At 71.5% G+C, this 25,085-nt stretch carries 20 protein-coding genes and 1 pseudogene; 10 read left to right on the forward strand and 11 right to left on the reverse strand.

The features are described 5' to 3' along the window. Positions 1–73: 73 nt before the first annotated feature. The 3 genes and pseudogenes from ACFRCG_RS27435 to ACFRCG_RS27445 all read right to left on the reverse strand — a co-directional run bounded on the left by ACFRCG_RS27435 (position 74) and on the right by ACFRCG_RS27445 (position 4,658). Positions 74–901: an HAD family hydrolase gene (locus ACFRCG_RS27435; RefSeq protein ID WP_380036240.1), complete on the reverse strand. Its 828-nt coding sequence runs from the start codon at positions 899–901 to the stop codon at positions 74–76. Continuing rightward, positions 898–3,401: pseudogene (locus tag ACFRCG_RS27440) on the reverse strand (phosphoribosyltransferase). Before ACFRCG_RS27440 ends, ACFRCG_RS27435 begins: the two are co-directional and overlap by 4 nt. A gap of 84 nt (positions 3,402–3,485) precedes the next feature. Next, positions 3,486–4,658, reverse strand: coding sequence for an HpcH/HpaI aldolase/citrate lyase family protein (locus ACFRCG_RS27445; RefSeq protein ID WP_380036242.1), 1,173 nt, complete (start codon positions 4,656–4,658; stop codon positions 3,486–3,488). A gap of 250 nt (positions 4,659–4,908) precedes the next feature. On the opposite strand from ACFRCG_RS27445, the gene ACFRCG_RS27450 reads away from it, so the two are divergent. After that, positions 4,909–6,192: a TerD family protein gene (locus tag ACFRCG_RS27450; protein WP_380036244.1), complete on the forward strand. Its 1,284-nt coding sequence runs from the start codon at positions 4,909–4,911 to the stop codon at positions 6,190–6,192. 76 nt (positions 6,193–6,268) lie between these two features. On the opposite strand, the gene ACFRCG_RS27455 is transcribed toward ACFRCG_RS27450, so the two are convergent. The 5 genes from ACFRCG_RS27455 to ACFRCG_RS27475 form a co-directional block, all read right to left on the reverse strand. After that, entirely contained in the window at positions 6,269–6,961 is a 693-nt protein-coding gene (locus tag ACFRCG_RS27455) for a Tellurium resistance (RefSeq protein WP_078975205.1), read from the reverse strand. A gap of 144 nt (positions 6,962–7,105) precedes the next feature. Then, positions 7,106–8,263: a DUF475 domain-containing protein gene (locus ACFRCG_RS27460; protein WP_380036246.1), complete on the reverse strand. Its 1,158-nt coding sequence runs from the start codon at positions 8,261–8,263 to the stop codon at positions 7,106–7,108. Between the two features lie 146 nt (positions 8,264–8,409). Next, positions 8,410–8,988, reverse strand: a complete 579-nt coding sequence (locus ACFRCG_RS27465) for a TerD family protein (protein WP_126642955.1) — start codon at positions 8,986–8,988, stop codon at positions 8,410–8,412. A 197-nt stretch (positions 8,989–9,185) separates the two neighbouring features. After that, complete coding sequence (locus ACFRCG_RS27470; RefSeq protein ID WP_380036248.1) at positions 9,186–9,761, reverse strand: TerD family protein; 576 nt, start codon at positions 9,759–9,761, stop codon at positions 9,186–9,188. 166 nt (positions 9,762–9,927) lie between these two features. Continuing rightward, the gene (locus ACFRCG_RS27475) at positions 9,928–10,386 is read right to left on the reverse strand and encodes a peroxiredoxin (RefSeq protein WP_380036250.1); all 459 of its coding nucleotides are present in this window, start codon (positions 10,384–10,386) and stop codon (positions 9,928–9,930) included. Between the two features lie 117 nt (positions 10,387–10,503). Between ACFRCG_RS27475 and ACFRCG_RS27480 the strand changes: the two genes are divergently transcribed. Next, positions 10,504–11,451, forward strand: coding sequence for a maleylpyruvate isomerase family mycothiol-dependent enzyme (locus tag ACFRCG_RS27480; protein WP_380036252.1), 948 nt, complete (start codon positions 10,504–10,506; stop codon positions 11,449–11,451). 101 nt (positions 11,452–11,552) lie between these two features. Here the strand turns inward: ACFRCG_RS27480 and ACFRCG_RS27485 are convergent, their stop codons facing one another. After that, the gene (locus ACFRCG_RS27485) at positions 11,553–11,996 is read right to left on the reverse strand and encodes a DUF3052 domain-containing protein (RefSeq protein WP_379995360.1); all 444 of its coding nucleotides are present in this window, start codon (positions 11,994–11,996) and stop codon (positions 11,553–11,555) included. A 683-nt stretch (positions 11,997–12,679) separates the two neighbouring features. On the opposite strand from ACFRCG_RS27485, the gene aceE reads away from it, so the two are divergent. From aceE to ACFRCG_RS27500, 3 genes are all read left to right on the forward strand, one after another. Next, complete coding sequence (gene aceE / locus ACFRCG_RS27490) at positions 12,680–15,415, forward strand: pyruvate dehydrogenase (acetyl-transferring), homodimeric type (RefSeq protein ID WP_380036254.1); 2,736 nt, start codon at positions 12,680–12,682, stop codon at positions 15,413–15,415. Between the two features lie 224 nt (positions 15,416–15,639). After that, complete coding sequence (locus tag ACFRCG_RS27495) at positions 15,640–17,070, forward strand: hypothetical protein (RefSeq protein ID WP_380036256.1); 1,431 nt, start codon at positions 15,640–15,642, stop codon at positions 17,068–17,070. Further along, positions 17,067–18,227, forward strand: a complete 1,161-nt coding sequence (locus tag ACFRCG_RS27500; protein WP_380036258.1) for a hypothetical protein — start codon at positions 17,067–17,069, stop codon at positions 18,225–18,227. Before ACFRCG_RS27495 ends, ACFRCG_RS27500 begins: the two co-directional genes overlap by 4 nt. Before the next feature lie 34 nt (positions 18,228–18,261). On the opposite strand, the gene ACFRCG_RS27505 is transcribed toward ACFRCG_RS27500, so the two are convergent. Beyond that, the gene (locus ACFRCG_RS27505; protein WP_380036260.1) at positions 18,262–19,260 is read right to left on the reverse strand and encodes an aldo/keto reductase; all 999 of its coding nucleotides are present in this window, start codon (positions 19,258–19,260) and stop codon (positions 18,262–18,264) included. Then, complete coding sequence (locus tag ACFRCG_RS27510) at positions 19,238–19,699, reverse strand: MerR family transcriptional regulator (RefSeq protein WP_380036262.1); 462 nt, start codon at positions 19,697–19,699, stop codon at positions 19,238–19,240. Before ACFRCG_RS27510 ends, ACFRCG_RS27505 begins: the two co-directional genes overlap by 23 nt. A gap of 408 nt (positions 19,700–20,107) precedes the next feature. Between ACFRCG_RS27510 and ACFRCG_RS27515 the strand changes: the two genes are divergently transcribed. The 5 genes from ACFRCG_RS27515 (at position 20,108) to ACFRCG_RS27535 (ending at position 25,057) form a co-directional block, all read left to right on the forward strand. Further along, entirely contained in the window at positions 20,108–21,094 is a 987-nt protein-coding gene (locus ACFRCG_RS27515) for an ABC transporter substrate-binding protein (protein WP_380036264.1), read from the forward strand. A 10-nt stretch (positions 21,095–21,104) separates the two neighbouring features. Next, positions 21,105–22,157: a FecCD family ABC transporter permease gene (locus ACFRCG_RS27520; protein ID WP_380036266.1), complete on the forward strand. Its 1,053-nt coding sequence runs from the start codon at positions 21,105–21,107 to the stop codon at positions 22,155–22,157. After that, positions 22,154–22,966, forward strand: coding sequence for an ABC transporter ATP-binding protein (locus ACFRCG_RS27525; protein WP_380036268.1), 813 nt, complete (start codon positions 22,154–22,156; stop codon positions 22,964–22,966). Before ACFRCG_RS27520 ends, ACFRCG_RS27525 begins: the two co-directional genes overlap by 4 nt. Continuing rightward, positions 22,963–23,676 carry an adenosylcobinamide amidohydrolase gene (locus tag ACFRCG_RS27530; protein ID WP_380036270.1) on the forward strand — a complete coding sequence of 238 codons (714 nt, stop codon included), beginning with the start codon at positions 22,963–22,965 and terminating at the stop codon, positions 23,674–23,676. Before ACFRCG_RS27525 ends, ACFRCG_RS27530 begins: the two co-directional genes overlap by 4 nt. Before the next feature lie 214 nt (positions 23,677–23,890). Beyond that, positions 23,891–25,057 (forward strand): CdaR family transcriptional regulator, encoded by a 1,167-nt coding sequence (locus ACFRCG_RS27535; protein WP_078975217.1) that lies wholly within the window; start codon positions 23,891–23,893, stop codon positions 25,055–25,057. Positions 25,058–25,085: the final 28 nt, after the last annotated feature.

Here is a 25,085-nt window from a genome sequence, read left to right on the forward strand (position 1 = left end):
GCCGCGCACCACCGGCCCCGGCCCCGATCCTCCGAAACAGGTGCGCCAACCCGCCGCGCCGGAGCGCCGGCCCCTACGCGCCGACCACCGGCCGACTCCGACTGCGCTCCAGCAGCCACTCCGCGATCCGCTCCCCCGCGGACAGCCCCATCGCGGCCAACGCCTCCACATGCGGCGCCGACCAGTCACTGTCGGCCAGTTCGCCATGCCCGGGCCGTACCCCGGCGACCGCGGCCCGCAACAGTTCGATGTCCAGGAGCGAGTCGCCCGCCGCGAACACCGCGTCGGCGGAGGCCCGTCGGGCCACCTCGCGCACCGCGTCGCCCTTGGTCAGCGCGTCGGGGACGAGGTAGAGCTTGCGCCCCTGGAGCGAGACGCCGTAGCCGCGCGCGTTCGCCCACTCGGTCAGCTCCGGCACGAACTCCGGCGGCAGCGCCTCGCGTTCCACCACCAGGTAGCCGAACAGGTCCTCGGCCACCCGCAGTTTGAGCGTCCACTCGGGTCGGGCGACCACTTCGAGGTGGGCGATCACCTCCGGCAGCGGCGCGGCCTTCGCGGCGAGCGTCTTGCGCACCCCCGCGTGCCAGTCCGGGTCGCTCTCGCCGTGCACGAGCAGGTGGCCGCCATTGGCGCAGATCGCGAACTCCGGTGCCCGACCGGGCAGCACGATCCGCCCGTACTGCTCCCGGGTGCGCGTGGTGGTGGGCACGAAGGTGCTGTGCTCGGCGAGTTCGGCCAGCAGCTCGCCGGCCCGGCGGGTGACGAAGGACATCGGCGCGCCCTCGTACTCCTCCACGCACACCAGCTCGGGCGTCGGCTCCTCGGGGGCCAACCCCAGCCGCGCCGCGGCCTTGGAGTAGATCAGGGTCCGGTCCAGGTCACTGGCCACCAGCACGTTCACGCGGCGCTCCCGTCCCGGCGAAAGCCCGGTTTGACCAGACCCACGCACGAGTACGGCAGGTCGTCCACGTCGATCACCGGCACCCCGCGCTGGGCGGCGAGCATCCGCACGTGGTCCAGCTCCGCGCCGACCCCCTCGCGGGCCAGGATCTGCCACGGCACCCGGCGCAGCAGCACCCGCGTGGTCTCGCCGACCCCGGGCTTGATCAGGTTGATGTTGTCGATCCCGTACTCGGCGCCGATCCGCTCGACCGCGCGCCATCCGGCCCAGGTCGGCGTGCGGTCGCTCGCGGCGAGCACGGGTTGGTCGCGCGCCACGTCCTCGGCCACCACGTCGAACCGTTCGGCGACGGCGTCCAGGAACAGCCCGGACACGTCCGAGCCGGCCAACTCGGCGTAGAACTTCGCGCCGTGGAACTCGTCCGGCCCGATCAGGTCGTCGCGCAGCACGGTGCGCGAGACCAGCCCGGACACCGTCGAGTTCAGGCACGCCGACGGGATCAGGAAGTCGTCCCGGGTGCCGTAGGTACGCACGCACGAACCCGGGTCGGCGAGCACGGCCAACTCCGGATCGAACCGCATGCCGGTGGTCGCCGCGGTCACGTCCAGCGCGTCGGACAACTCGCGGGTGATCGCGCCCTTGCCGGTCCAGCCGTCCACGAAGACGATCCGCGACGGGTCGAACTCGCGGCCCAGCCAACGCAGCGCGGTGGTGTCGATGCCGCGTCCGCGCACGATCGACACGGCGAAGTGCGGCAGCGTCAGGCCGTGCGCGCGCCGGGCCCAGCGGCGCATCAGCACGCCCACCGGGGTGCCGGCGCGGGCCAGCGAGACCAGCACCGCGTCCCGGCCGCGTTCGGCGAGGATGGTCTCGGTGACCGCGCCGACCGCGTGCGCGATCCGCTCCGCCGAGGCGTCCAGCGCGGCGTGGAACAACGCCTGGTACTCGGGCGAGGGCTGGTACTCGATGGGCAGCGACTCGGCGTAGTGCGCGCCCGCGTGCTGGATCGCCTCCTCGCGCTCCTCCAGCGGCGCTTCCAGCTCGACCGCGGACAGGTCCTTGAGCAGCCAGGCGACCTCGTCGGCGGCGTAGGAGGAGAACGCGGGACCGTACAGCGGCTCCGGCAGCTTCCCGGTGTCGGGTCCGGCCGCATCGGGCCGATCGTTCACGGACTGGTGGTTCATGACCTGCGCACCTCGGGGGTGAAGGAGGGGACGACGAGCAGACCGACGTGGTCGGTGACCCGGGACAGCGCGTCCAACAGCCCGCCGGGCGCGCGCAGTTCGGGGGTGTCGGCGACCGAGTCGACGACGATCAGCACCTCGTCGAAGCGCCGCCGGGGATCGGCGCCGGCCGCGACGTTGTACGCGTAGCGTTCGCCGGGCCCGTCCGCCGGATCGTCGTGGGCGGGGAATTGCAGCCGGGTACGGATCGCATAGCCCGGATCGTCCACGGCCAGCACCGGCGAGCGGGTCGTGGTCGAGTAGCGCACCTCGACCCCGGCCGGCACGTGCTCGGCCAGCGCGCGGGCCAACCGCAGCGGCGTGTACATCAGTTCCTCGAAGCCGAGGACCAGGATCCGCCGGCCCACCACCTGCCCGGCCAGCGCCGCGCCGAGGGCGGGCAGGACCCGCTCCAGGGTGTCCTGGTCGGCCTGGGTGAACCCGTGCCGCCCGCCGTCGGGCAGGTCGGCCGGCCAGTCCAGGTCGAGGGTGCGCACCGTGCCGGGCGGCTCGTCCGCCGGCCCGCCCGCCTCGTGCGCGGCGACCAGCGCGGTGCCGCGCGCGAGCACGTCCTCGGGCAGGTCGACGGTGCCGGCCGCGAGCGCCACCACGTCCACCCGGGCGCCGAGTTCGGCCGCGAAGGCCTCGAACTCGGCCCGGTCGGCGCGACCGCGCACGTCGATCAGCGCGGCGATCACGTAGTGCGCCCGAGGCGCGACCGCGTGCAGTGCCCGGATCGTGTTGGACACCGTGCGCCCGGTGGACAGTTCGTCGTCCACCAGAACCAACGGCCCGCTCCCGGAGAGCAGTTCGCGATCACGCGGCAGGATCAGGTGCGAGGTGGCGTGCGAGTGCTCCTCCTCGAAGGAGCCGAACCGGTCCACCCCGGCCACCGGACGTCGAGTGGAGTGCAGGTAGGCCGCCCCCGGCAGCGCCTCGGCCACGCAGTGCCCCAGGCCCGTGGCGGTCTCCGCGTAGCCGAGCACCACCGGCGTCGGCTCGTCGGCCAGCACGCGCGCCACGCGCATGCCCAGGTCGCGGCCCGCGTCGTGCACCACCTCGGGCAGTTGCGGGACGTGCTTGCCCAACACGGTGGACACCAGCAGGTGGGCCCGGCGCGGGTTGCGCCGCAGCGCGAGCCCGACCAGCGCGTCGAGCCCGTCCCCGGCAAGCGCCACGTCGAGCCGCTGGGCGACCCAACTGCCCGACCAGGTCGCCGTATCCGTCGACCCGCCCGACTCCGCCGGCCCGCCCGACCCTCCCGACCAGGTTTCCATCCGATGTTGCGTCACGCACGAACCCGCTTCCCTCGTTGCCCCGTATCGACCGATCCCGCCGGGGCGTTCGCCCCGGCCGCCGGCTCACTCCATGACCCCCGCCGCGAGCAGGTCCACGAATGTGACGTCCTCGCGGGCCACGCCGAACGCGTGCGCCCGGCGCATCACCGCCTGCGCCCACGCGCGGTGCGGCTTCACCTCGTTCATCTTGTTGGTGTACGCCGAGCGCAGCACCCCGCCGCCGGCCGCGCTCTCCGCGAGGATGTCGCCGGCGTCGCAGTACTCCTCGTGCGTGACCACCGACATCGCGTGGATCACCGCCACGTGGCTGGGGTGGATCGCGGTCTTGCCGAGCAGGCCGTTGGCCTTGTCCAGTTCGAGTTCGCGGATCAGCCCGTCCAGGTCGGCGGAGATCAGCCGGGTGCGCAGCTCGACCGCCTCCGGGTCCTCCGCCTCGGCGAACGGCGTGCGCCGCAGTTGCGGCTTGAACAGCCGCTCGCCCTGCGGGAAGTACTCCCACACCGGCCCGCTGATCACGTGTCCGGTGCCGTCGGCCCGACCGAAGACGTTGACGATGTCGCCGATCAGCTGGGCCACCAGGTGCACGTCGTAGGCGGTCAGATCGCGCGAGCGGCGCAGCGCGTACGCGGACTGGAAGTCGGTGGCCCCGATCCGTACCGCCAGGATGCGCTCGCGGTGCACGGCGATCAGCTCGGCGAGTTCGGCGAGCACGGCCCGCCGGTGCTCGATGTAGGCGATCGACGGCGATTCCAGGACGGGCATCGCGAACAGTCGGCGACCACTCATCGTGATCGCCTCGTCCAGCGCCTTGAGGTAGCGCGCGCCGCTGTCCGGCTCGAACTTGGGCAGTACGAATCCGGTCAGCACGCCGAGCGTGTCGCCGAGCCGCTCGGCGAGGTCGGTGATCTGCTCGGGGTGGCGGACCCGGATGAACAGCAGCGGCCCCTCGGCCCCGGAGCCGGCGAACGTGGCCAACTGCTCGACCAGGTTCTGCTCGGCGCCGACCACCTCGCGGTCGTCGATCGAGTCCTCCAGGCACAACACCATCGAGATCACCCCGCGGGCGGCCTGCTTGGCGATGTCCTTCGCGAGCGTCGCGCGCGTGGCGGGACTGTACAGGGTCGCGCCGAGAGCCGAGGCGAGCACGGCGGCATCGCTGTCCCGGTCGAACGTCTGCGGCTCGCGGTGGAACAGATGGTCGCGGACCGCATCGTCCAGGTAGCCGAAATGCCGCATCGTGATCTGATCCCCCTCGACCGTCGGTGGTGATGACACAGGCGCGTCGGGAAGGGAACCCGTACCCGCCCCGGATGTATCGAAAGGCGCATTACGCGCCAAGCCGGTGAGCCGCCGGCAGGTGCTGCCTACGGTAACCGAAAAGCAAAATCGAAGACGTACGATCCGGTTATAGGACCATGTGTTCACACAATCGTCACGGCACCGACCCACGTTGAGCCCGACTCCGTCGGGACGGCAGGATGGGGACATGACCCAGGTGATGTCCAAGGGAGCGAATACTGCCCTCCCCGCCCGGTCCGTGCGCGTGGTCCTCGAATGGCGGCCGGGAGCCGGTGTCCCGGACATGGACGCCTCGGCCCTGCTGCTCGGCGCGGACGACAAGGTGCGCGGCGACCACGATTTCGTTTTCTACAACCAGCCCAGACACCCTTCCGGCACGGTCGTCCACGAGGGCAAGCACGCCGCCCCCGACCGCTGCACCGACGGCGTCCGCGTGGACGTCGCCGCGCTCACCCCGGATGTCCGACACGTGATCGTGGCCGCGTCCGCCGACGGCGGCACGATCGGCGCGGTGCCCGGTCTGGTCCTTCGACTGTACGACGTCGACGGCGGCGGCGAGCTGCTCAACTTCCCGATCACCGGCGCGACCACCGAGACCGCGTTCGTGTTCGGCGAGATCTACCGGCGCGGTAACCAGTGGAAGTTCCGCGCGGTCGGCCAGGGCTACGCGAGCGGCCTCGCCGGTCTGGCCACCGACTACGGGATCAGCGTCGACGACGAACCGGCCCCCGCGAGCGCCCCGCCGGCCCCGGCTCCCGCGCCGCTGCCGCCGGTGCACCAGTCGCCGCCCACCGCACCGGCCCCGCCGCCGGCCCCGGCCTTCGGCAACCCCCCGGCGCCGCAGCCGCAGCCGACCTACCAGGACGCGGCGCCCACCGCCGTGCTGCCGCAATACGACCGGGGCCCCCTGCCCGCCCCGCCCGCGGGACAGCAGCCGGCGCCGCCCCAGGGCGTGCTGCCCGTCTCGGGCAACGCGCCGTACGGCGGCGCCTCGGTGCCGCCCCCGCCGCGCCACGACGGCCCGACGATCCCGCCGCCGCCGGCCCCGCACACGTTCGGCGGCCCGCCCCCGGGCTACCCGCAGACGCCCTCCGCCGGCGCGCCCGTACCGCCGCCGCCCGGCCCGGGCGGCACCCCGCCGCAGGGCTTCGCGCAGCCTCCCGGCACCCCCTCGCACGGCGTCGCCTTCCAGACCCCGCCGGGCGTGATGCACATGCCTCCGGGCGGCCCGCAGCTCCCGGCTCCGGGGCATTACACGCCCGCACACGGCGCCCCGCAGCCCCCGGGCCCGTACACGCCCTCCCACGGCGCCCCGCAGCCGCCCGGGCAGTACCAACCGGGCATGACCCCGCCGCAGGGCATGGGCATGCCCCCGCAGCCGCACCAGGGCACCCCGCCCCAGGGCCACGGCGGCCCGCCGCAACTGCGCCGTCTGGACTCGCCGCCGCAGGGCCCGCAGTTCCAGGGCTGACCCGCCTCACGCACGGGTGACCCGGTCCGCCGACGGACCGGGTCACCCCGCGCACCGCATCACCGGCGCCCGCGGCTCACTTGTAGCCGCGCGCCCACAGCAGACCCCACCCGTACTCGCGGTCCAGCTCGGCCTGATAGCCGTGCACGTAGCGGACCTCGCGGCGGACCACGATGTCGTCGCCGTGGTTCTCCACCACCGCCACCGCGCAGGTGTGCGCCTCGCGCGCGTGCTCGTCCAACCGCACCTCGATCGGCAGACCCGCGTTCGGGAACAGCGTGACCACGCCGTTGACCTGGTCGAACGCCGGAATGCCCTCGTAGATGTAGACGAAGATGAGCAGTCGGCGCACGTTGCGGGCCTGGTCGATGTTGATGAACAGCGTCTCGCCCGACGCCGACCCGGAGCGGTCGTCGGTGTCCAGGCGCACGTACGGCGGCTGGCTGAACTGCCCGTACAGGTTGCCGAGCGCCTGGACCACGCCCTTGGAGCCGTCGGACATCTCCCACATGCAGCCCAGGTCGAGGTCGATCTTCTGCGGCAGCGGCGGCGACTGCACGGCGAGCGGCCGGAACAGCCCGCCGCTGCGCTGCCGCGGCGGCGCCTGCTCGACCTGCGGGTTCCAGTGCAGGTTGACCCGCAGCGTGCCGGTCGCCGAGCCCGCCTGGGTCAGCGAGACCTCGGGCGTCGAGCGGGTCAGCGCGACCTTGTGCCCGCCGTGGTCCGGCTCGCGTTCGATCAATCCCCGACGCCAGTCGAAAAGCGGCATCAAGCCCTCCCCTGATCCCGAGCCCGCGTACGCGTGGTGGCGGCTTCAGTACACAACATAACCGGGCCGGAAAAAACCGGTACCGCGCCCGACGGATGCTCGGACGCGGTACCGGTCGTGCTCGCGGGACGTGCCGCCGGGTGGTTAGGCGACCCCGGCCTTGGTCTTGGCCTCGCCGTTCTGCCCGGGGACGTGCCCGATGCGCTTGTTGCGGACGATCGAGGAGATCAGCGCGACGCCGATGAATCCCACCCCGACCACGCCGGTGATCACCTCGTGGATCTCCCACTTGATCGACGCCAGGAGGATGCCGGCGAGCGCGCCGATCGCGTACATCGCGCCGTGCTCCAGGTACACGTAGTCGTCCAGCGTGCCCTGGCGCACCAGGTAGACGGTGAGCGACCGGATGTACATCGCGCCGATGCCCAGACCCAGCGTGATCATCAGCAGGTCCTGGGTGATGGCGAACGCGCCGACCACACCGTCGAAGGAGAACGACGCGTCCAACACCTCGAGGTAGAGGAACATGAAGAACGCGGCCTTGCCGGCGGCGAGCTGCGCGGTGTTCGGGCCGCTGCGCGCGGCCTGGACCGCCCCGGCGCCCTCCTCGGCGTCCTCGTCCTCGTCCTCCTCGGCGTTGATCTCGCCGAGCGTGCCGTGCGATTCGAAGTAGTCGGAGAGCCCGCCGACGGCCAGGTACGCGATCAGGCCGAGCACGCCCGCCACCATGACCGTGCCCTCCTTGTGCGCGGGCGCGAGCGACTGCGCCACGACCACCAGGGTGATCAGCGCGATCAGGGTGGACAGCACGTCGAAGTTGCCCAGCTTGCCGGTGAACCGTTCCAGCGGGCCGACCCAGTGGTGCTCGCGCTCCTCGTCGAACATGAAGTCAAGGAAGATCATCAGCAGGAACAGCCCACCGAAAGCGGCGATCGCCGGGTGCGCCTCGTCGAGGTGATCGGCGTAGGTCATGCCGTCGATCATCTTGTTCTCGTGGAACGCGAGGTCGACCACATCCGTCGGGCTCATCCCCGCGGTGAGACTCACGATGAGCAGCGGGAAGACGAGACGCATGCCGAAGACGGCGATGAGAATGCCGACCGTCAGGAACATCTTCTGCCAGAAGGCATTCATCTTCTTGAGGATCGTGGCATTTACTACAGCGTTGTCGAAAGACAACGAGATCTCGAGGATCGACAGGATCAGCACGATGCCGAATCCGGTCGCCCCCCAGAAATAGGCGGCGACGGCGAGACCGACCGCCGTCACCGCGAACGACCAGCCGAACGTACGGATTACCACGGATGAGGTCCTTATCTACCTGGGATTGCAATCTCCGGGTGGGTCATCAGGAAGACCGGTCCTCGTCCCCCATCCGAGAGTCCTCGGAAAAGGCGTCAGGGCCGGCCCCACCGGGTGACCGACCCTGACACACCGTCAGCGCGTACTCATTGCACGCTGACGCCGAAGTCGAGTGCGATCCCCCGCAGGCCCGAAGCGTACCCCTGCCCTACCGCGCGGAACTTCCACTCCCCCTGGTAACGGTAAAGTTCTCCAAAGATCATGGCAGTCTCGCTTGACGCATCCTCGGTCAGGTCGTAACGCGCCAGCTCGTTGTTGTCCGCCTGATTCACGATCCGAATGTAGGCGTTGCGGACCTGGCCGAAGGTCTGCCCGCGCATCTCCGCGTCGTAGATGGAGACCGGGAAAACCACCTTCTCGACCTGCTCCGGGACAGCCGTCAGGTCGACCAGGATCACCTCGTCGTCACCGTCGCCGTCGCCGGTGAGGTTGTCACCGGTGTGCTCGATCGACCCCTCGGGGCTCTTCAGGTTGTTGTAGAAAACGAAATAGTCGTCGCCGAGCACCTTGCCCGCCCCACCGCACAGCAGCGCACTCGCGTCCAGGTCGAACGAGGCGCCCGTGGTGGCGCGCGCGTCCCAGCCCAGACCCACCAGCACATTGGTGAGGTTGGGTGCGGCCTTGCTCAGCGAGACGTTTCCGCCCTTGGCGAGGGTGACCCCCATCGAATCCTCCTGATCGTCGTACATTCGCGTTCAACCTTGCCACGCCCCCGACCCCCCGGGGCCCCCTTTTTGCACAGCTCTGGACGTGCACAGGGGCACATTTCGACAACCCTCGGCGCGGGCCCGACCGGTCCGGGACGACGAACGCCCGCCGACCGCGGTGAGCGGTCGGCGGGCGTCGATCACGTGCGCCCGGGTCAGACGTTGACCCCGAAGTCCTTGGCGATGCCGCGCAGGCCCGAGGCGTAGCCCTGGCCCACCGCGCGGAACTTCCACTCCGCGCCGTTGCGGTACAACTCGCCGAACACCATCGCGGTCTCGGTCGACGCGTCCTCGGTGAGGTCGTACCGGGCGAGTTCCTTGTTGTCGGCCTGGTTCACGATGCGAATGAACGCGTTGCGGACCTGGCCGAAGCTCTGCTGCCGCGTCTCGGCGTCGTAGATCGAGACCGGGAAGACGATCCGCTCGACATCGCCGGGGACACCCGCGAGGTTGACCTTGATCGCCTCGTCGTCGCCCTCGCCCTCACCGGTGAGGTTGTCGCCGGTGTGCTCGACGGAGCCGTCCGGGCTCTTCAGGTTGTTGAAGAAGACGAAGTGCCCGTCCGACGGCGCCTGGCCGCTTCCGTTGAGCAGGATCGCGCTCGCGTCGAGGTCGAAGTCCGTGCCGGTGGTCGTACGCACGTCCCAACCCAGGCCGACGAGAACGGCGGTCAGGCCGGGAGCCTCCTTCGAGAGCGAGACGTTGCCGCCCTTGCTCAGGCTGACGCCCACGAGTCCTCCAAAAAGTTCATGGAGCAACGGGTGCCCCGGGGTTTTCGCCTACGACGTGACAACGCGCCGATCCTAGTCATGAGTTCCTGACCGGCGGGAGGTCTCGCCGCGGCATGGGTACCCGCCCCGGCCCGAGCTACGCGCGAACCGGCCGGCGAACCTCGCCTCACAGCGCCGCGAGCGCCCTGTGGTACTCCATCCGGTCCCGCGCGTCGGGCATCGCGTTGACCACGCTCCAGCGGATCACGCCGCCCCGGTCGACCACGAAGCTCGCCCGCAGCGCGCACCCCTTGTCCTCGGCGAAGACCCCGTACGCCCGAGCCGCGGCGCCGTGCGGCCAAAAGTCCGAGAGCAGCGGAAACCCGTAACCCTCCGCCTCGGCGAACACCCGCAGCGAGAACGGCGCGTCGCAGGAGAGCGCGAGCACCTGCACATCGTCGTTCTGGAAGGCGGACAGCTCGTCGCGCAGCGCACCCAGCTCGGCCGTGCACACACCGGTGAACGCGAACGGATAGAAGACGAGGAGCACGTTCTTCTCCCCCCGGAAGTCCGCGAGCCGCACGCCCTCACCGTGCTGGTTCCGCAGCTCGAAGTCGGGGGCCTCGCTACCGATCTCCACGGCCATCGTGCGCATCTCCTCGTCCCGGGCAACGTCCGCTTCGCGCCGGCGAGCCTAGCGGGAGCCGGCACGCGCGGGTGGGGGGCGGCGTTCGGGGGTCGGGGGAGCGGGCAGTATGCGGGCATGTCCTCGATCGAGATCGTCAGCGGCCCGTGGGGCACCGCCTCCATGCCCGCCGAGGCGCAGCGCACGCGGGCCCTGGCCGCCTGGGACGCCTTCCGCGACCTGGCCGACCGGGTCGACCTCGACGCGCCGTCCCGCCTGCCGGGCTGGGACGGCCGCGCCGTGATCACCCACCTCGCGTCCTGGCCCGACGCCCCGCTGCTGGCCCGCCTGCTGGCCGAGGCGAGCGGCCGACGGGCCCCGGACGCGGCGCCGATGCACCAGGACGAGGTCAACGCGCGCCTGGTCCGGGCCCACCGCGACGCCGATCGGGAGGAACTGCTCGCCGCGCTCGACGACGGCCGGGCCCGACTGGTCGCCGCGTTCGACGCCACCACCGAGGACCCGGCCCTGGCCCTGGCCCGCACCGGCTCGCAGGTCGGCCCGGTCCCGCTGCTCACCCAGCTCGGCGCGATCGCCTACGAGCTGGCCGTACACGCGCTCGACCTGGCCCCCTGCGGCGCGGGCGAACCGCCCCCGGAGCTGCTGGACGCCGGCGTCCTGGCCCTGGCCGACATCACCGGCGCGCTCGCCGCCCGGCACGGCGTCCGGGCCCGCACCGGCCTGGCCGTGCCCGGCGGCGGCTGGGGCTTCGCCGCCCCCGGCGCGGCCGGCACCGGCTGGGAGGTCTTCCCGCTCCCGCCCGGCCGGCCGAACCTGCCCGCCGTCGAGGCCCGCACCGCCGCCCTGCTCCTGGACGCCTCCGCCGGCCGCCGCGCGGTCCCCGCCCTCCTGGCCCGCCGCGACCTGAAACCGCACAACCTCCCGGGCCTGCTGTCCCTGGCCCCCCTGCTCGACCACGTCCCGGGCCTACCCGGCGGCCCGGCCCTGCGCCTGACCGCCGCCGCGCTCGGCGGCGTCGGCCGCATAACGGCCCTGCTCCCCGCCCTCCCCCGAAGCCGCCCCTGACCCGAGAGCGCCGGGACGACCCCGAACAGCCGAGACCCCGGTGCGGTGACCTTTGTCACCGCACCGGGGTCTCTTCGTCTGCTTACCGCAGTGGCGTCGAGTCACTTCTTGCCGCTGCGCACCGCCTTGGGCGACACCAGACGGGTCGCCGACCAGTCCTTGACGGCGCCGAAGCTCGTCGTGCGGGCCAATCCCGCCGTCGGCGCGGCTTCACCGATGTCCGAGGGTTCTACATATCCGTCCCGGCCGGTCTTCGGGGTCAGCAACCAGATATGGCCGCCATCCGTGAGCGTGGCGAGGGCATCCACGAGGGTGTCGACGAGATCGCCGTCGTCCTCCCGGAACCACAGCAGGACGACGTCGGCAACGTCATCCTCGTAGTCCTCATCGACGAGTTCGTTTCCGGTGAGTTCCGCGATCTCCTCGCGCAGCTCCTCGTCCACGTCGTCGTCGTAACCGAGCTCCTGGACCACCTGTCCGGGCTGGAACCCAAGTCGAACGGCCGAGTTGGCCCGCTCTTCCGCGTGGTCCGCGGTCGCGCTCACGAATCAACCTCCCTTGTCCGGCCCCACAACGCTTCGGGGCTCACGCGCGTAAGTCCACACGCGCCAGGCTGTTCGCGCAAGTACCCAGGTCACGTACTCGCGCAAACGCCACACCACATGTAGTGCGGAAGCTACCCCCGCCGGGCATGGATCACGCAACGTATTCGAAGGTCCAGCCTGACAGACGAAAGCTCACCGGGTGCGCCGGGGCCGTCCCGCGGCCGGATCCGCGCCCCCGATCGGCTCGATCACCGCGTCGGCGCCGGAGCCGGTCGCCGATCGGTGCCCGCATCGGCCCCGACCTCCCTGTCGAACGGGTGCGAAACCCCTCACACCCTCCCGGGGAACTACGCCAGTGCGCTGTCCGTAAGACAGTCGGCGTAAGGTCTTGGAGGTTCACGGTTGCATCACCCCGCAATCGCGAACCGCCGTGTGGAGCGTCCGGTGACAGCCGGACGATCAGGGCAGCTCCGCTCCTGTCGCGGTAACCGAACACGGATCGGGCTCGGTACATGATCGGTGGATGAGACGCAGGCGGGCACCCCGCCGGTCCATTACCGGTCGGTAGAGATGACGGATCCGACGTCCGGGTACCACGATGGGGACGGCGCGACACCGCTCAGGGTGGTCGACCCCGCTCTCGCGGGGAGGGTCCCCATCTACCGATAAGGCGAAGGAACAGCGTGGCTTCCGGACGAGAGCGCTTCTCGATCATCAGCGACGGCCTCCCGAGCCAGCTCCCCGACATCGATCCGAACGAGACCGGGGAATGGCTGGAGTCGCTGGACGCAGTCATCAACGAGCAGGGCCGCCAGCGAGCCCGATACATCATGCTCAAGCTGCTCGAACGGGCCCGTGAACGTCAGGTCGGCGTGCCGGGCCTGCGGAGCACGGACTACATCAACACGATTGCCCCGGAGAGCGAGCCCTGGTTCCCCGGCGACGAGAACATCGAACGGCGCATCCGTGCGTTCGTCCGGTGGAACGCCGCGATCATGGTGTCGCGGGCCAACCGCCCCGGCCTGGGCGTCGGTGGTCACATCGCCACCTACGCGTCCTCGGCGAGCCTGTACGAGGTGGGCTTCAACCACTTCTTCCGCGGCAAGGACCATGGGGAGTCGGGCGACCAGATCTACTTCCAGGGACACGCGTCGCCGGGCATCTACGCACGTGCCTTCCTGGAAGGACGTCTGAGCGAGGCCCAGCTCGACGGCTTCCGGCAGGAGAAGTCGGCCGCGCCGAACGGGCTGCCCAGCTACCCGCACCCGCGGATGATGCCGGAGTTCTGGGAGTTCCCGACCGTCTCGATGGGCCTCGGCCCGCTCGGGGCGATCTACCAGGCCCGGTTCAACCGCTACCTGCACAACCGCAACATCAAGGACACCTCGCGCAGCCACGTCTGGGCCTTCCTCGGCGACGGCGAGATGGACGAGCCGGAGTCGCTCGGCAACATCGGCCTGGCCGCGCGCGAGGAGCTGGACAACCTCACCTTCGTGATCAACTGCAACCTGCAGCGACTCGACGGTCCGGTGCGCGGCAACGGCAAGATCATCCAGGAGCTGGAGTCGTACTTCCGCGGCGCCGGCTGGAACGTGATCAAGGTCGTCTGGGGTCGCGACTGGGACCCGCTGCTGGCCCAGGACACCGACGGCGCGCTCGTGAACAAGATGAACACGACGCCCGACGGCCAGTTCCAGACCTACGCGGTGGAGTCCGGCGCCTACGTGCGCGAGCACTTCTTCGGCGACGACGCGCGGCTGCGCCGCATGGTGCAGGACCTGAGCGACGAGGACATCCAAAAGCTCGGTCGCGGCGGGCACGACTACCGCAAGGTCTACGCGGCCTTCAAGTCGGCACGTGAGCACGTCGGCCAGCCGACGGTGATCCTGGCGCAGACGGTGAAGGGGTGGACGCTCGGCCCGAACTTCGAGTCGCGCAACGCCACGCACCAGATGAAGAAGCTCACCAAGTCGGACCTGAAGGCGTTCCGCGACCGGCTCTACCTGCCGATCTCGGACGAGCAGCTCGAAGCCGACCTCCCCCCGTACTTCCACCCCGGTGAGAAGTCCGAGGAAATGGAGTACATGCGCGAGCGGCGCGCCGCGCTCGGTGGCTCGCTGCCGCAGCGGCTCGACCGGTCCAAGGCGCTCAAGCTGCCCGGCGACCCGGTCTACAGCGTGCTGAAGAAGGGCTCGAAGCAGCCGGTCGCCACGACGCAGGCGTTCGTGCGCCTGCTCAAGGACCTGATGCGCGACCCGGAGGTCGGCAAGCGCTTCGTGCCGATCGCGCCGGACGAGTACCGCACCTTCGGCATGGACGCGATGTTCCCGACCGCGAAGGTCTACAACCCGCACGGGCAGACCTACGACTCGGTCGACCGGGAACTGCTGCTGTCGTACAAGGAGTCGGCGCAGGGCCAGATGTTGCACGACGGCATCTCCGAGGCCGGTTGTGTGGCGTCGCTGATCGCCGCGGGCTCGACGTACTCGACGCACGGCGAGCAGATGATCCCCGTGTACGTCTTCTACTCGATGTTCGGGTTCCAGCGCACCGGCGACCAGTTCTGGCAGATGGCCGACCAGCTCAGCCGCGGCTTCGTGCTCGGCGCCACCGCCGGTCGCACCACGCTGACCGGCGAGGGCACCCAGCACGCGGACGGGCACTCGCAGCTGCTGGCCTCGACGAACCCGGCCTGTGTGGCGTACGACCCGGCCTTCTCGTACGAGATCGCGCACATCGTCAAGGACGGTCTGCGGCGGATGTACGGCGAGAACGCCGAGGACGTCTTCTACTACATGACGGTCTACAACGAGCCCATCGCGCAGCCGGCGGAGCCCGCGAACGTCGACGTGGACGGCATCCTCAAGGGCCTGTACCTCTACCAGGACGGCCCCGCCAAGGAGGGCGCGCTGCGCGCCCAGATCCTCGCCTCCGGTGTCGGCATGCCGTGGGCGCTGGACGCGCAGAAGCTGCTCGCCCAGGACTGGAACGTGGTCGCCGACGTCTGGTCGGTCACGTCCTGGAACGAGCTGCGGCGCGACGCGGTCGCGGCGGAGGAGCACAACCTGCTCCACCCCGAGGCCGAGCCGCACATCCCGTACGTGACCCGCGTACTCGACGGCCGGCCCGGCCCGGTGGTGGCGGTCAGCGACTGGATGCGGGCCGTCCCGGACCAGATCTCGCGCTGGGTCCCGGCCGACTTCGCGTCGCTGGGCACCGACGGTTTCGGCTTCGCCGACACCCGCGGCGCGGCCCGGCGCTACTTCCACGTGGACACCGAGTCCGTCGTGGTGGGCGTGCTGTCGGAGCTGTCCCGCCGGGGCGAGATCGACCCGGGCGTGGTGGCCAAGGCCATCGCGCAGTACCAGCTCCTGGACGTCAAGGCGGCCGGAGTGGGCACGGTCGGCGGCGACGCCTGACCCGCCGATGACCTGCCGATAGTGCGGCCGAGGCCCCGATCCACGCGCGGATCGGGGCCTCGGCCGTTATTTCCCGCTCCTTCGGGATCACCCCGGTCTAGACTTTCCGGGCCGGCCGCGGGACTTCGGTTTGCGACTTTCGGAATCGCCTCTTAAGCGTCACTTCGCTGTTCGCTCCTCCATTCCCCGGCCGGCATCCACTTTTCGTCGGGCCGAGGGGATGCGTGGTGGAGCGCCGGGACCTGGTCGCGTGCGAGGACGTGGTGATGTTCGTCAACGCGGCGGTGACCTCCACCGGGCAGCGCGAGTTCCGTGACGACGCGACCGCACAGCGGTTGTCGGTGGAGTTCCTGCACGAATACATCCTGGGCAACTACCGCGAGCTCTACGCCGCGTCCCTGGCCCTGGACATCAACGACTTCAACGCCGCGCTGATCGTCCGCAACCTGCTGGTGAGCAGCCGCGACCTGACTCCCGAGGTGCGCCGCCGCGAGGGCGAACTGATCGCCCGCCGGCTGGAACTGATGGCCCCTCAGCGAGTCTGGCGGCTGTTTCGCGAGCTGGCCCGACGCGGCGTCAACAACCGGCGCACCCGGGCGATCATGCGCGACTGGACCGCGCAGCGCCGCGATCCGGTCTTCGACGCGGTGAAGTACCGCACCGGGGTGAAGGCGACGATGCGGCACGCGCACCTGGAAGTGCCCGCCGAGACCGGGACGTTCCTGTTCAGCTCGCCCCGGAAGGTGTCGGTGTTCGGCACGCCGCTGTTCGAGACGTGGCGACAGGCGCACTACGCGCAGCGCGCGCTCTACGACCTGCCGTACAGCGTGGCCGAGGGGCTGGCCTCGATGCACGGCATCAAGCGGGCCACCTTCCTGGAGAAGATCGCCCCGCAGCTGACCCGCCTGGAGCGCCTGCGCCTGCAGGACGCGGCCGAGCGGGCCGGGGTGGCGGCGGTCCGGGCCGATCTCACCACGATGCCGCTGACCCGGCTCGCGTCGTACGTACTGTCCCTGTCGCAGGCCGAACGGGCGGTCCGGCACGATGAGTTGCGGCACGCGATGACCGTCTCCGCACGCCGCGTGGCGGGCCCCGCGGCGGGCACCTGGGGGCGGGTGGTCGCGGTGCTCGACGACAGTTTCTCGTCGTTCGGTTCGACCGCGAAGCGGCAGCGTCCGCTGGCCGTGGCGCTCGCGTGTCGGTTCCTGCTCAAGGCGCTGGCCGGGGAGTTCACCGGGTTGTGGACCTCGGGCACGCACGATCCGCTGCTGGTGCGGCCGAGCGGGCCGACGCCGCTGGGCGAGCGCTTGATCGACGCGCTGGAACTGGCCCCCGACCGGCTGATCGTGGTCTCGGACGGCTGGGACAACAGTCCGCCGGGGCTGGCCGCCGAGGTGTTGCGGGTGTGGCGCGAGCGGTTGGATCCGACGGGGGCGACCGCGGTGGTGCATCTGAACCCGGTGTACGACGCCGAGGGCTTCGACGTGAAGCGGCTGTCGGCGAGCGTGCCGACGGTGGGGGTGCGCGACGCCGAGGACGTGCCGGCGCTGGTGGAGTTGGCCCGGTTCGCCGAGGGGAGGGCCGGGTTCGCCGAGCTGCGCCGCTATCTGGCGGATCGTCGGGACCGGTTCCGGTCCGGGAAGGCGGCGGCGTGAACGGCGGTTTCGCGGCGACCGGGCTGATCGCCCGGCCCGCGCAGGTGTGGGGCGCGGTGCGACTGGTGCCCCTGGTGCGCGAGGAGCCGCTGGTCGGCCTGCGGCTGGACCGGCGGGTCTACGAGGTCGGCGACCCCTCGATCGTGGAGGTCGGCGACGGCACCTACTACCACTCCTTCATTCCGCACGCCTTCGTCGCGTCGTGGGATCCCGACGGCGATCGAACGGCGGCGTTCGGTACCCAGCTCCAGGAGCGCCCGGTCACGCCGCGCAACGCGCGGATGAAGATGCCGGGCCGGCGCGCGCTGCGCCGGATGGCCCGCGGCGTGAACAACGATCGGCTGCGTTTCCTGCCGATGCACCTGGCCATGGAGGGGTATCTCGCGCTGCACTTCGGCGGGCCCTCGATCGTGTGGGAGGAGTGGACCGATCGGGCCGTCCGCGAGGGTTTGTCGCCGCGGATGGAGGAGGCGTACTGCGGATACGCGGTGCGCGGTCTGGCCGACGCGCTCAAGGTGTTCGAGATCCATCGGAACCAGTGCGGGGTCGCGCTCTACGTCGCGGACGCGCTCGCGAGCGTGTTCGTGGTGCCGCATCCGTCCGACTACCGGGCCCTGCACGCGACGCTGCTCGAAGACCTGTACGGCGAGGTGCTGTTCCACTACGCGAACTATGTCGAGGCGGTGCCGGACTTCGTGGTGGGGATCGAGGCCGCTCGGGTGTCCTCGCTCGCCGATCTGCGCCGGGCGGCGGCGGGGCAGGCCGGGGCCTGGGAGCGGTTCCACCGGTTGATGTTGTCCGGCCTCACCGGCGAGGGCGCCTACACGAGCGAGTCGGTGTACCGGCTGGGGCCGTTCGAGCTGTCCCGCTTCCTGCCCTCGTTCCGGCTCGACGAGGAGAACCACATCGGCGAGCGGATCGTGCACCGGGACGGGCGGCTCGCCTACTGCAAGACGTTTCGACTGTCCGCGGCGCAGGTCCGTCGGGGTCACCTGCTGTCCACGCTGCACGCGCACGACTGGGCCCTGGACGCGGCGGCGACCGCCCTGCACACCACGCCGTCGGCGCTGGCCCGGCGGATCCGCGAGTCCGGGTTCGAGGGCCTGCTGCGGCAGCACGTGGTGGAGCGCCTGGAGCGCGAGGGCCGTCGCCGCTGAGTCCGCCCCGCGTGGGGCGGACTCGGAGTTCGGCTCAGTCGCGGTCGTTGAAGGTGCCCGTCATGTCCGGGTAGCGCCCACCGGTGACCCGTCCGGCGATCGGTTCGAGCGCGGCCAGTTCGGCGTCGGTCAAAACCAGGTCGACCGCCGCCACGTTCTCCTCCAGGCGGTGTCGCTTGGTGGTCCCGGGGATCGGCACCACCGACAGGCCCCAGGCCCGGGTGCGCGACTGCACCCAGGCGAGCGCGACCTGCGCGGGGGTGACGCCGTGTGCCTCGGCGATGGTCCGCAGCGGCGCCAGGATCGCCGCGTTCGCCGCGGCGTTGTCGCCGGTGAAGCGCGGCTGGAGACGGCGGAAGTCGCCCTCGGGCAGCGTCTCGGCGCTGGCCCAGGCACCGGTGAGGAAGCCCCGGCCGAGCGGCGAGTAGGCCACCAGGGCGGCGCCGACCTCACGCACGGCGGGCACCACGCTCTCCTCGATGTCGCGGGTGAACAGGCTCCACTCCGACTGCACGGCGGCGATCGGGTGCACGGCCGCCGCCGCGTGCAGTTCCTTCGCGGTCACCTCGGACAGGCCCAGGTGCCGGACCTTGCCCTCGCGCACCAGTTCCGCCATCGCGCCGACCGTCTCCTCGATCGGCACCCGGACGTCGCGGCGGTGCATGTAGTACAGGTCGATCACATCGGTGCGCAGCCGGCGCAGGCTGGCCTCGGCGGCCTGCTTGACGTAGGCCGCGTCGCCGCGGATCTCCCGCGCGCCCTCGGCGGTGTACCTGATCGCGAACTTGGTGGCCAGGGTGACCCGGGCACGCCGGTCGCCCTCGGCCAGGAAGGCCCCGAGCAGTTCCTCGTTGGTGTGCGGGCCGTAGACGTCGGAGGTGTCGAACAGGTCGACCCCCAGGTCGAGGGCCCGCTCCAGGGTGGCCACCGACTCGTCGTGCTCGGCACCCGCGTAGAAGGCGCTCATGCCCATGCAGCCCAGGCCCTGGGGGAAGATCTCCGGGCCGTGCTCACCCAGCTTGAGAGTGCTCATCGTCGTCGCTCGCCTCCGCGTCCGCGTACATCTCGATCTTGTGGTCGATGACGAGCAGGCAACTCTGGAGATCGCTGATGCGGTTGCGGACCTCCTCGCGGTGCTCCGCCAACAGCTCTCTGCGCGCGCGCCGGGTGTGATCGCCCTGGCGGACCAGCTCCGCGTACCGGAGCATGTCCGCGACCGGCATCCCGGTCAGGCGCATCTTGCCGACGAACTCCAGCCAGTCGAGATCGTGGTCGCTGTAGCGACGACGACTCCCCTGCCCGCTACCGTCCCCTCCCGTCCGGGGGCGCTGGCGGCTGACGTGCCGCATCAGGCCGATCCGCTCGTACCAGCGCAGCGTGTGCGCGGTCAGACCGGTGCGTTCGGCCACCTCGCCGATCGAGTACTTGCCGACCTCGTAGTCCGCGGACGGCCGGGCCTGCTGTACCGACATCGAGAAGCCTCCGGTGGGAGGCCCGCCCCGGTGGGACGGGCATGACGGGAACGCTACGGAGTTCGAGCGCACTCCAAGCAAGCACCCGCTCTCACGGGTCGGTCAAGTCCGGAGCGGCGCCGGACCGTGTGGGCGAGGGGCGGCAAACCACCCCCAATCACCGAGGGTGAACGAGGGCGTTGATATCGTTCGCGCGTCGGCGACCGGTTTGTCGCCGACGGCGTCGAACGCAGCGAAGTCCGGTGTGATCCCGGCGCTGTCCCGCAACCGTGATGGCCCACCCCGCTCCCCGGGGGCGCGGCCGAGCCGGGTCGCCTCGTCCGCGCCGACGACATCGGCCTCGCAGGAGGGGCGATCCGTCCCCACGGGTCCCGACGCCTGCCGCGTCCCGTGGACCTGGAGTTTCCGTTGAGATCCGTACCCCTGCTGCGCTCCGCCGCCGTGCTGCTGTTCGGCGCGCTCGTCCTCACCGGGTGCGGTGACTCGGACGACTCGAAGGACGACAAGTCCCAGGGCACGCCCGCGGCGTCCGGCTCCGGCACCGGGTCGGGCCCCGACACCAAGGCGTTCCCCGCGACGGTGGACTCGGGCGGCGCCAAGGTCACCATCCCCGCCGCGCCGAAGAAGATCGTCTCGCTCGCGCCCACCGCGACCGAGATGTTGTACGCGATCGGCGCGGGCGGCCAGGTCACCGCGGTCGACGACCAGTCGAACTTCCCGGCGAACGCGCCCAAGACCAAGCTGTCCGGCTTCAAGCCGAACGTCGAGGCGATCAGCAACTACACGCCCGACCTGGTGGTGACCACCGACGACACCGACGGCGTGGTCGCGGCACTGGGCAAGTTGAAGATCCCGGTGGTGCTGACGCCCGCCGCGAAGACCTTCGAGGACTCCTACGCGCAGCTGAACACGCTGGGCGCGGCCACCGGCCACAGCCGCGAGGCGGGCGAGGTGGCGACGAAGATGAAGGCCGACATCGCGGCCGTCGTCGCCGCGACGCCCAAGCCGGCGAAGCCGCTGACCTACTTCCACGAGCTGGACAACACGCTGTTCACCTCGACCTCGAAGACCTTCATCGGTCAGGTGTACGCGCAGTTCGGTCTGAAGAACATCGCCGACGAGGCGGACAAGAGCGGTTCGGGTTACCCGCAGCTGTCCGCCGAGGCCCTGGTGCAGTCCGACCCCGACCTGATCTTCCTCGCCGACGCCAAGGGCGGCGGCCAAAGCGCCGAGACGGTGGCCAAGCGCCCGGGCTGGGACCGGCTGCGGGCCGTGCGCGGCGGCGGTGTGGTCGCGCTCGACGACGACATCGCCTCGCGCTGGGGTCCGCGTGTGGTGGACCTGGTCCGGGCCGTGGCGGACGCGGTCACCAAGGCCGGTGCGGCGAAGGGCTGACGGCCCGCCCATGCGGGATCTCGCGGCGCCCCGACGCCGGCCGGCACTGCTGCCCCTGCTCTGCGCGGGCGCGGCGCTGGTCGGCGCGGTCGTGCTCGGTCTGATCGTGGGCGCGGCCGACCTGCCCGCGCGCGGGGTGGTGCTCGCGCTGCTCGACGAGTTGCCGCTCGTGCACGTCGACCACGGGCTGTCCCCGGTGCAGCACGCCGTGCTGATGGACCTGCGCCTGCCGCGCGTGCTGGCCGCGGTGACCGTGGGCGGGCTGCTCGCCCTGGCCGGGGCCGGGTATCAGGGCGTCTTCCGCAATCCGCTGGCCGACCCGTACCTGCTCGGCGCCGCGTCCGGCGCGGGGCTGGGCGCGACGCTGGTGATCGTGTACGCGCACGGGGACAGCGTGGGCGGCGTGCCGGTGGTGCCGCTGGCCTCCTTCGTCGGGGCGATGGGCGGGGTGCTGCTCGCGTATGGCATCGGCGCCGGCGCGAACCGCTCCGGCGGCACCGCGAACCTGGTCCTGTCGGGCGTGGCGGTCGCCCAGTTCCTGGCCGCCGCGCAGACCTACGTGCAGTCCGCCAACACCGACGAGCTGCGCCGGATCTACTCGTGGATCTTCGGCCGGTTGTCCGGGATCGGCTGGTCCGACCTGCGTATGGTCCTGCCGTACGCGCTGCTCAGCACGGTGGTGCTGGTGCTGCACGGCCGGCTTTTGGACGTGATGTCGGTGGGCGACGAGGAGGCCGCGGGCCTGGGCGTGCGGGCCGGCCGGGTCCGCCTCGTGGTGCTGCTCGCCGCGTCGCTGGCCACCGCGTCGGCGGTCGCGATCAGCGGCCTGATCGGCTTCGTCGGCATCGTCGTGCCGCACCTCGTGCGCCGCTTCGTCGGCGGCAGCTACCGGCGGGTGTTGCCGATGTCGCTGCTGTGCGGGGCCACGTTCCTGGTCCTGACCGACGTGCTCGCCCGCACCCTGACCGCGCCCGGCGAACTGCCGATCGGCGTGGTCACCGCGTTCGTCGGCGCGCCGTTCTTCGTCCTCGTGCTGCGCGGCACCCGGAAGGTGGACGTGTGAGCGCGCGTCTGTCGCTGCGCGAGGCCGGGGTCGACCGGGACGGGGTCCCGGTGTTGCGCGATGTGCGCGCCGACGTCCAGCCCGGCGAGTGGGTGGCGGTGATCGGCCCCAACGGCGCCGGCAAGTCCACCCTCCTGAAGGCGGTCGCCGGCCTGCTCCCCCACGTGGGTGAGATCACCGTGGCGGGCCGCCCGGTCCGCGGCCTCTCCGCCCGCGAGCTGGCCCGGACCATCGCCTACACGGCCCAAAACCCGGTCGTGCCCGACCAGATGCCCGTCCACGAGTACGTCCTTCTCGGCCGCACCCCCCACCTGGGCTACCTGGCTCGTCCGGGGCGTCGAGACCGCGCCATCGCGAGCGAGGTGATCGACCGCCTCGACCTGGGCCGATTCGCCGCCCGCGACGTGGGCCGGCTCTCCGGCGGCGAACGGCAGCGCGTGGTGCTGGCCCGCGCGCTGGCCCAGCAGGCGCCGGTGCTGCTCTTGGACGAGCCGACCACCGCACTCGACCTGGGCCACCAGCAGCAGGTCCTGGAACTGGTCGACACGCTGCGGATCACCGACGGCCTGACCGTCCTGACCACCCTGCACGACCTGGGTGTGGCCGCCCAATACGCGGACCGTCTGCTGATGCTGGTCGGCGGCCGGGCGGTCTCCTCCGGCCCGGCCGCCGACGTACTCACCCCCGACACGATCGCCGAGCACTACCAGGCGACCGTCACCGTCGACCGGGGCCCGGACGGCCGCCCCCGGGTCCACCCGGTCCGCCCCCGCCGGCCGGCCCGAGACACCGCCGAGGAGGCCCCGTGACCGCACCGCCACACCCGCGCCCGACCCCGTCCGCCCTGCTCACCCCGGAGCAGCCCGTCCGCGACGAGGACGGCACCCGTCGCCCGGCCCTGCTCTGGCGCGCCGGGCCGCACCGGATGATCTCCTCCGCCCTGCTCGGCGGCGGGATCGGCGAACGCGGGTGGGTGCTCAACCTCCAGGTCCGCCCGGGCTACGACCGCATGGACCCGGCCGCCCACCTGGCCGAGGTGGCCGCCTCGCTCGGCCTGACCGGCCCCGGCGTGGGCCTGATGACCGCCGCCGACGTCACCGCGTGGACCCGCGGCGCGGACGAGGGCGTGGAGGCCCTGGCCACCACCGGAATCGGCATCCCCACCTGGGCCGCCGCCCCCGGCCCGGGCCGGCCGGGCACCCCGCCCCCCGGCACGATCAACATCATCGCCGCGATCCCGGTCGCCCTGTCCGACGCGGCCCTGGTCAACGCCGTCGCCACGGCCACAGAGGCCAAGGTCCAGGCCCTCCTCGAAGCCGGCCACCGGTGTACCGGCACCCCGTCCGACGCGATCTGCATAGCGGCCGCGATCCCCCACCCGAACACCCCGGTGGAACCCTTCGCCGGCCCCCGCTCCACCTGGGGCGCCCGCCTGGCCCGAGCCGTGCACACCGCGGTCCTCACCGGCGCCCACAACGACCGAACCCGCCGCACCACCACCCTCCACGCCCCCGCATGACCGCGCCCCGCCCCCCGAAACATCCGAGCCTTCGGCCCACCACCACCCCCGAGGCGTGTCAGTGCCCACGCCTCAGGCCGCCCACACGATCGACGCGCACGGCGCGGAGAGCGGCGGAGCCGCTCTTTCTTGGCGGAGCGAAGCGGGGGAAAGAAAAAGTGGTCCCTCGCGAGCCGGCGGCAGAGCCGCTCATCAGGCAGAGGACAATGGCCCCGTGAGCCCCCAACCCGATCTTCGTGCCGCGACCGTCCGCAGGCTCGAGAAGTCCGCCGGTGCCCTGGCGGGCGCGGCGCTCGCAAGGATGGACGAGGCGCTTCCCTGGTACCGGAACATGCCCGCCGACAACCGGTCCTGGATCGGTCTGGTGGCCCAGGCCGGCATCTCCGCGTTCACCGAGTGGTTCCGGCATCCGGAGACCCCGCAAAAGGTCAGCGCCGACGTATTCGGCACCGCGCCGCGCGAATTGACCCGCACCATCACCCTGCCGCACACGGTCGAGTTGATCCGCACCACCATCGAGGTGGTCGAGGCGGAGATCGCCACCCTGGCCGCGCCCGGCTACGAACAGGAGTTGCGCGAGTCGCTGTTGCTGTACTCCCGGGAGATCGCCTTCGCCACCGCGCAGGTGTACGCGCACGCCGCCGAGACGCGCGGCGCGTGGGACGCCCGCCTGGAGGCCCTGGTGGTGCACTCGCTGCTGCGCGGCGAGGCCGACGAGGGCATCCTGTCCCGGGCCTCGGCACTCGGCTGGGGCTCGCCGGACTCGGTCATGGTCGTGGTGGGCAACGCCCCGGACGCGGACGCCCAGGAGGTTGTCGACGGCATCCACCGGGCGGGCCGACACGCCCGGCTGAACGTGCTCACCGGAGTACAGGGCGAACGGCTCGTGGTGATCCTCGGCGGCACCGACGACCCGATCCGCGCGACCCGGTCGCTGATCGGCCAGTTCGCCCCCGGTCCGGTGGTGGTCGGCCCCCAGGTGCCCGACCTGTTGGCCGCCGTACGCTCCGCCCAAGCCGCGATGTCGGGACACCGCGCGTGCGTGGCCTGGCCCGACGCGCCGCGCCCGGTTTCCGCGGACGATCTCCTGCCCGAGCGCGCGCTCGCGGGAGACGACGAGGCCCGGGAGCAGTTGGTGGAGGAGATCTACATACCCCTGCACGCGGCCGGCTCCGCGCTCCTGGAGACGCTCTCCGTCTACCTGGAGCAGGCGGCGAGTCTCGAAGGAGCCGCCCGGATGCTCTTCGTCCACCCCAATACCGTGCGCTACCGGCTGCGACGCGTCGTGGACGTCACCGGCCTCGTACCGACCGAGACCCGTTCCGCATTCACCCTCCAGGTCTCGCTGATCCTCGGCCGACTGGCCGCGATCGAGAGCTAGTCCGCACCTATTTGTACGAACCCAACAA

The sequence above is a fragment of the Embleya sp. NPDC056575 genome, from assembly GCF_042793325.1.
GTDB lineage: Bacteria > Actinomycetota > Actinomycetes > Streptomycetales > Streptomycetaceae > Embleya.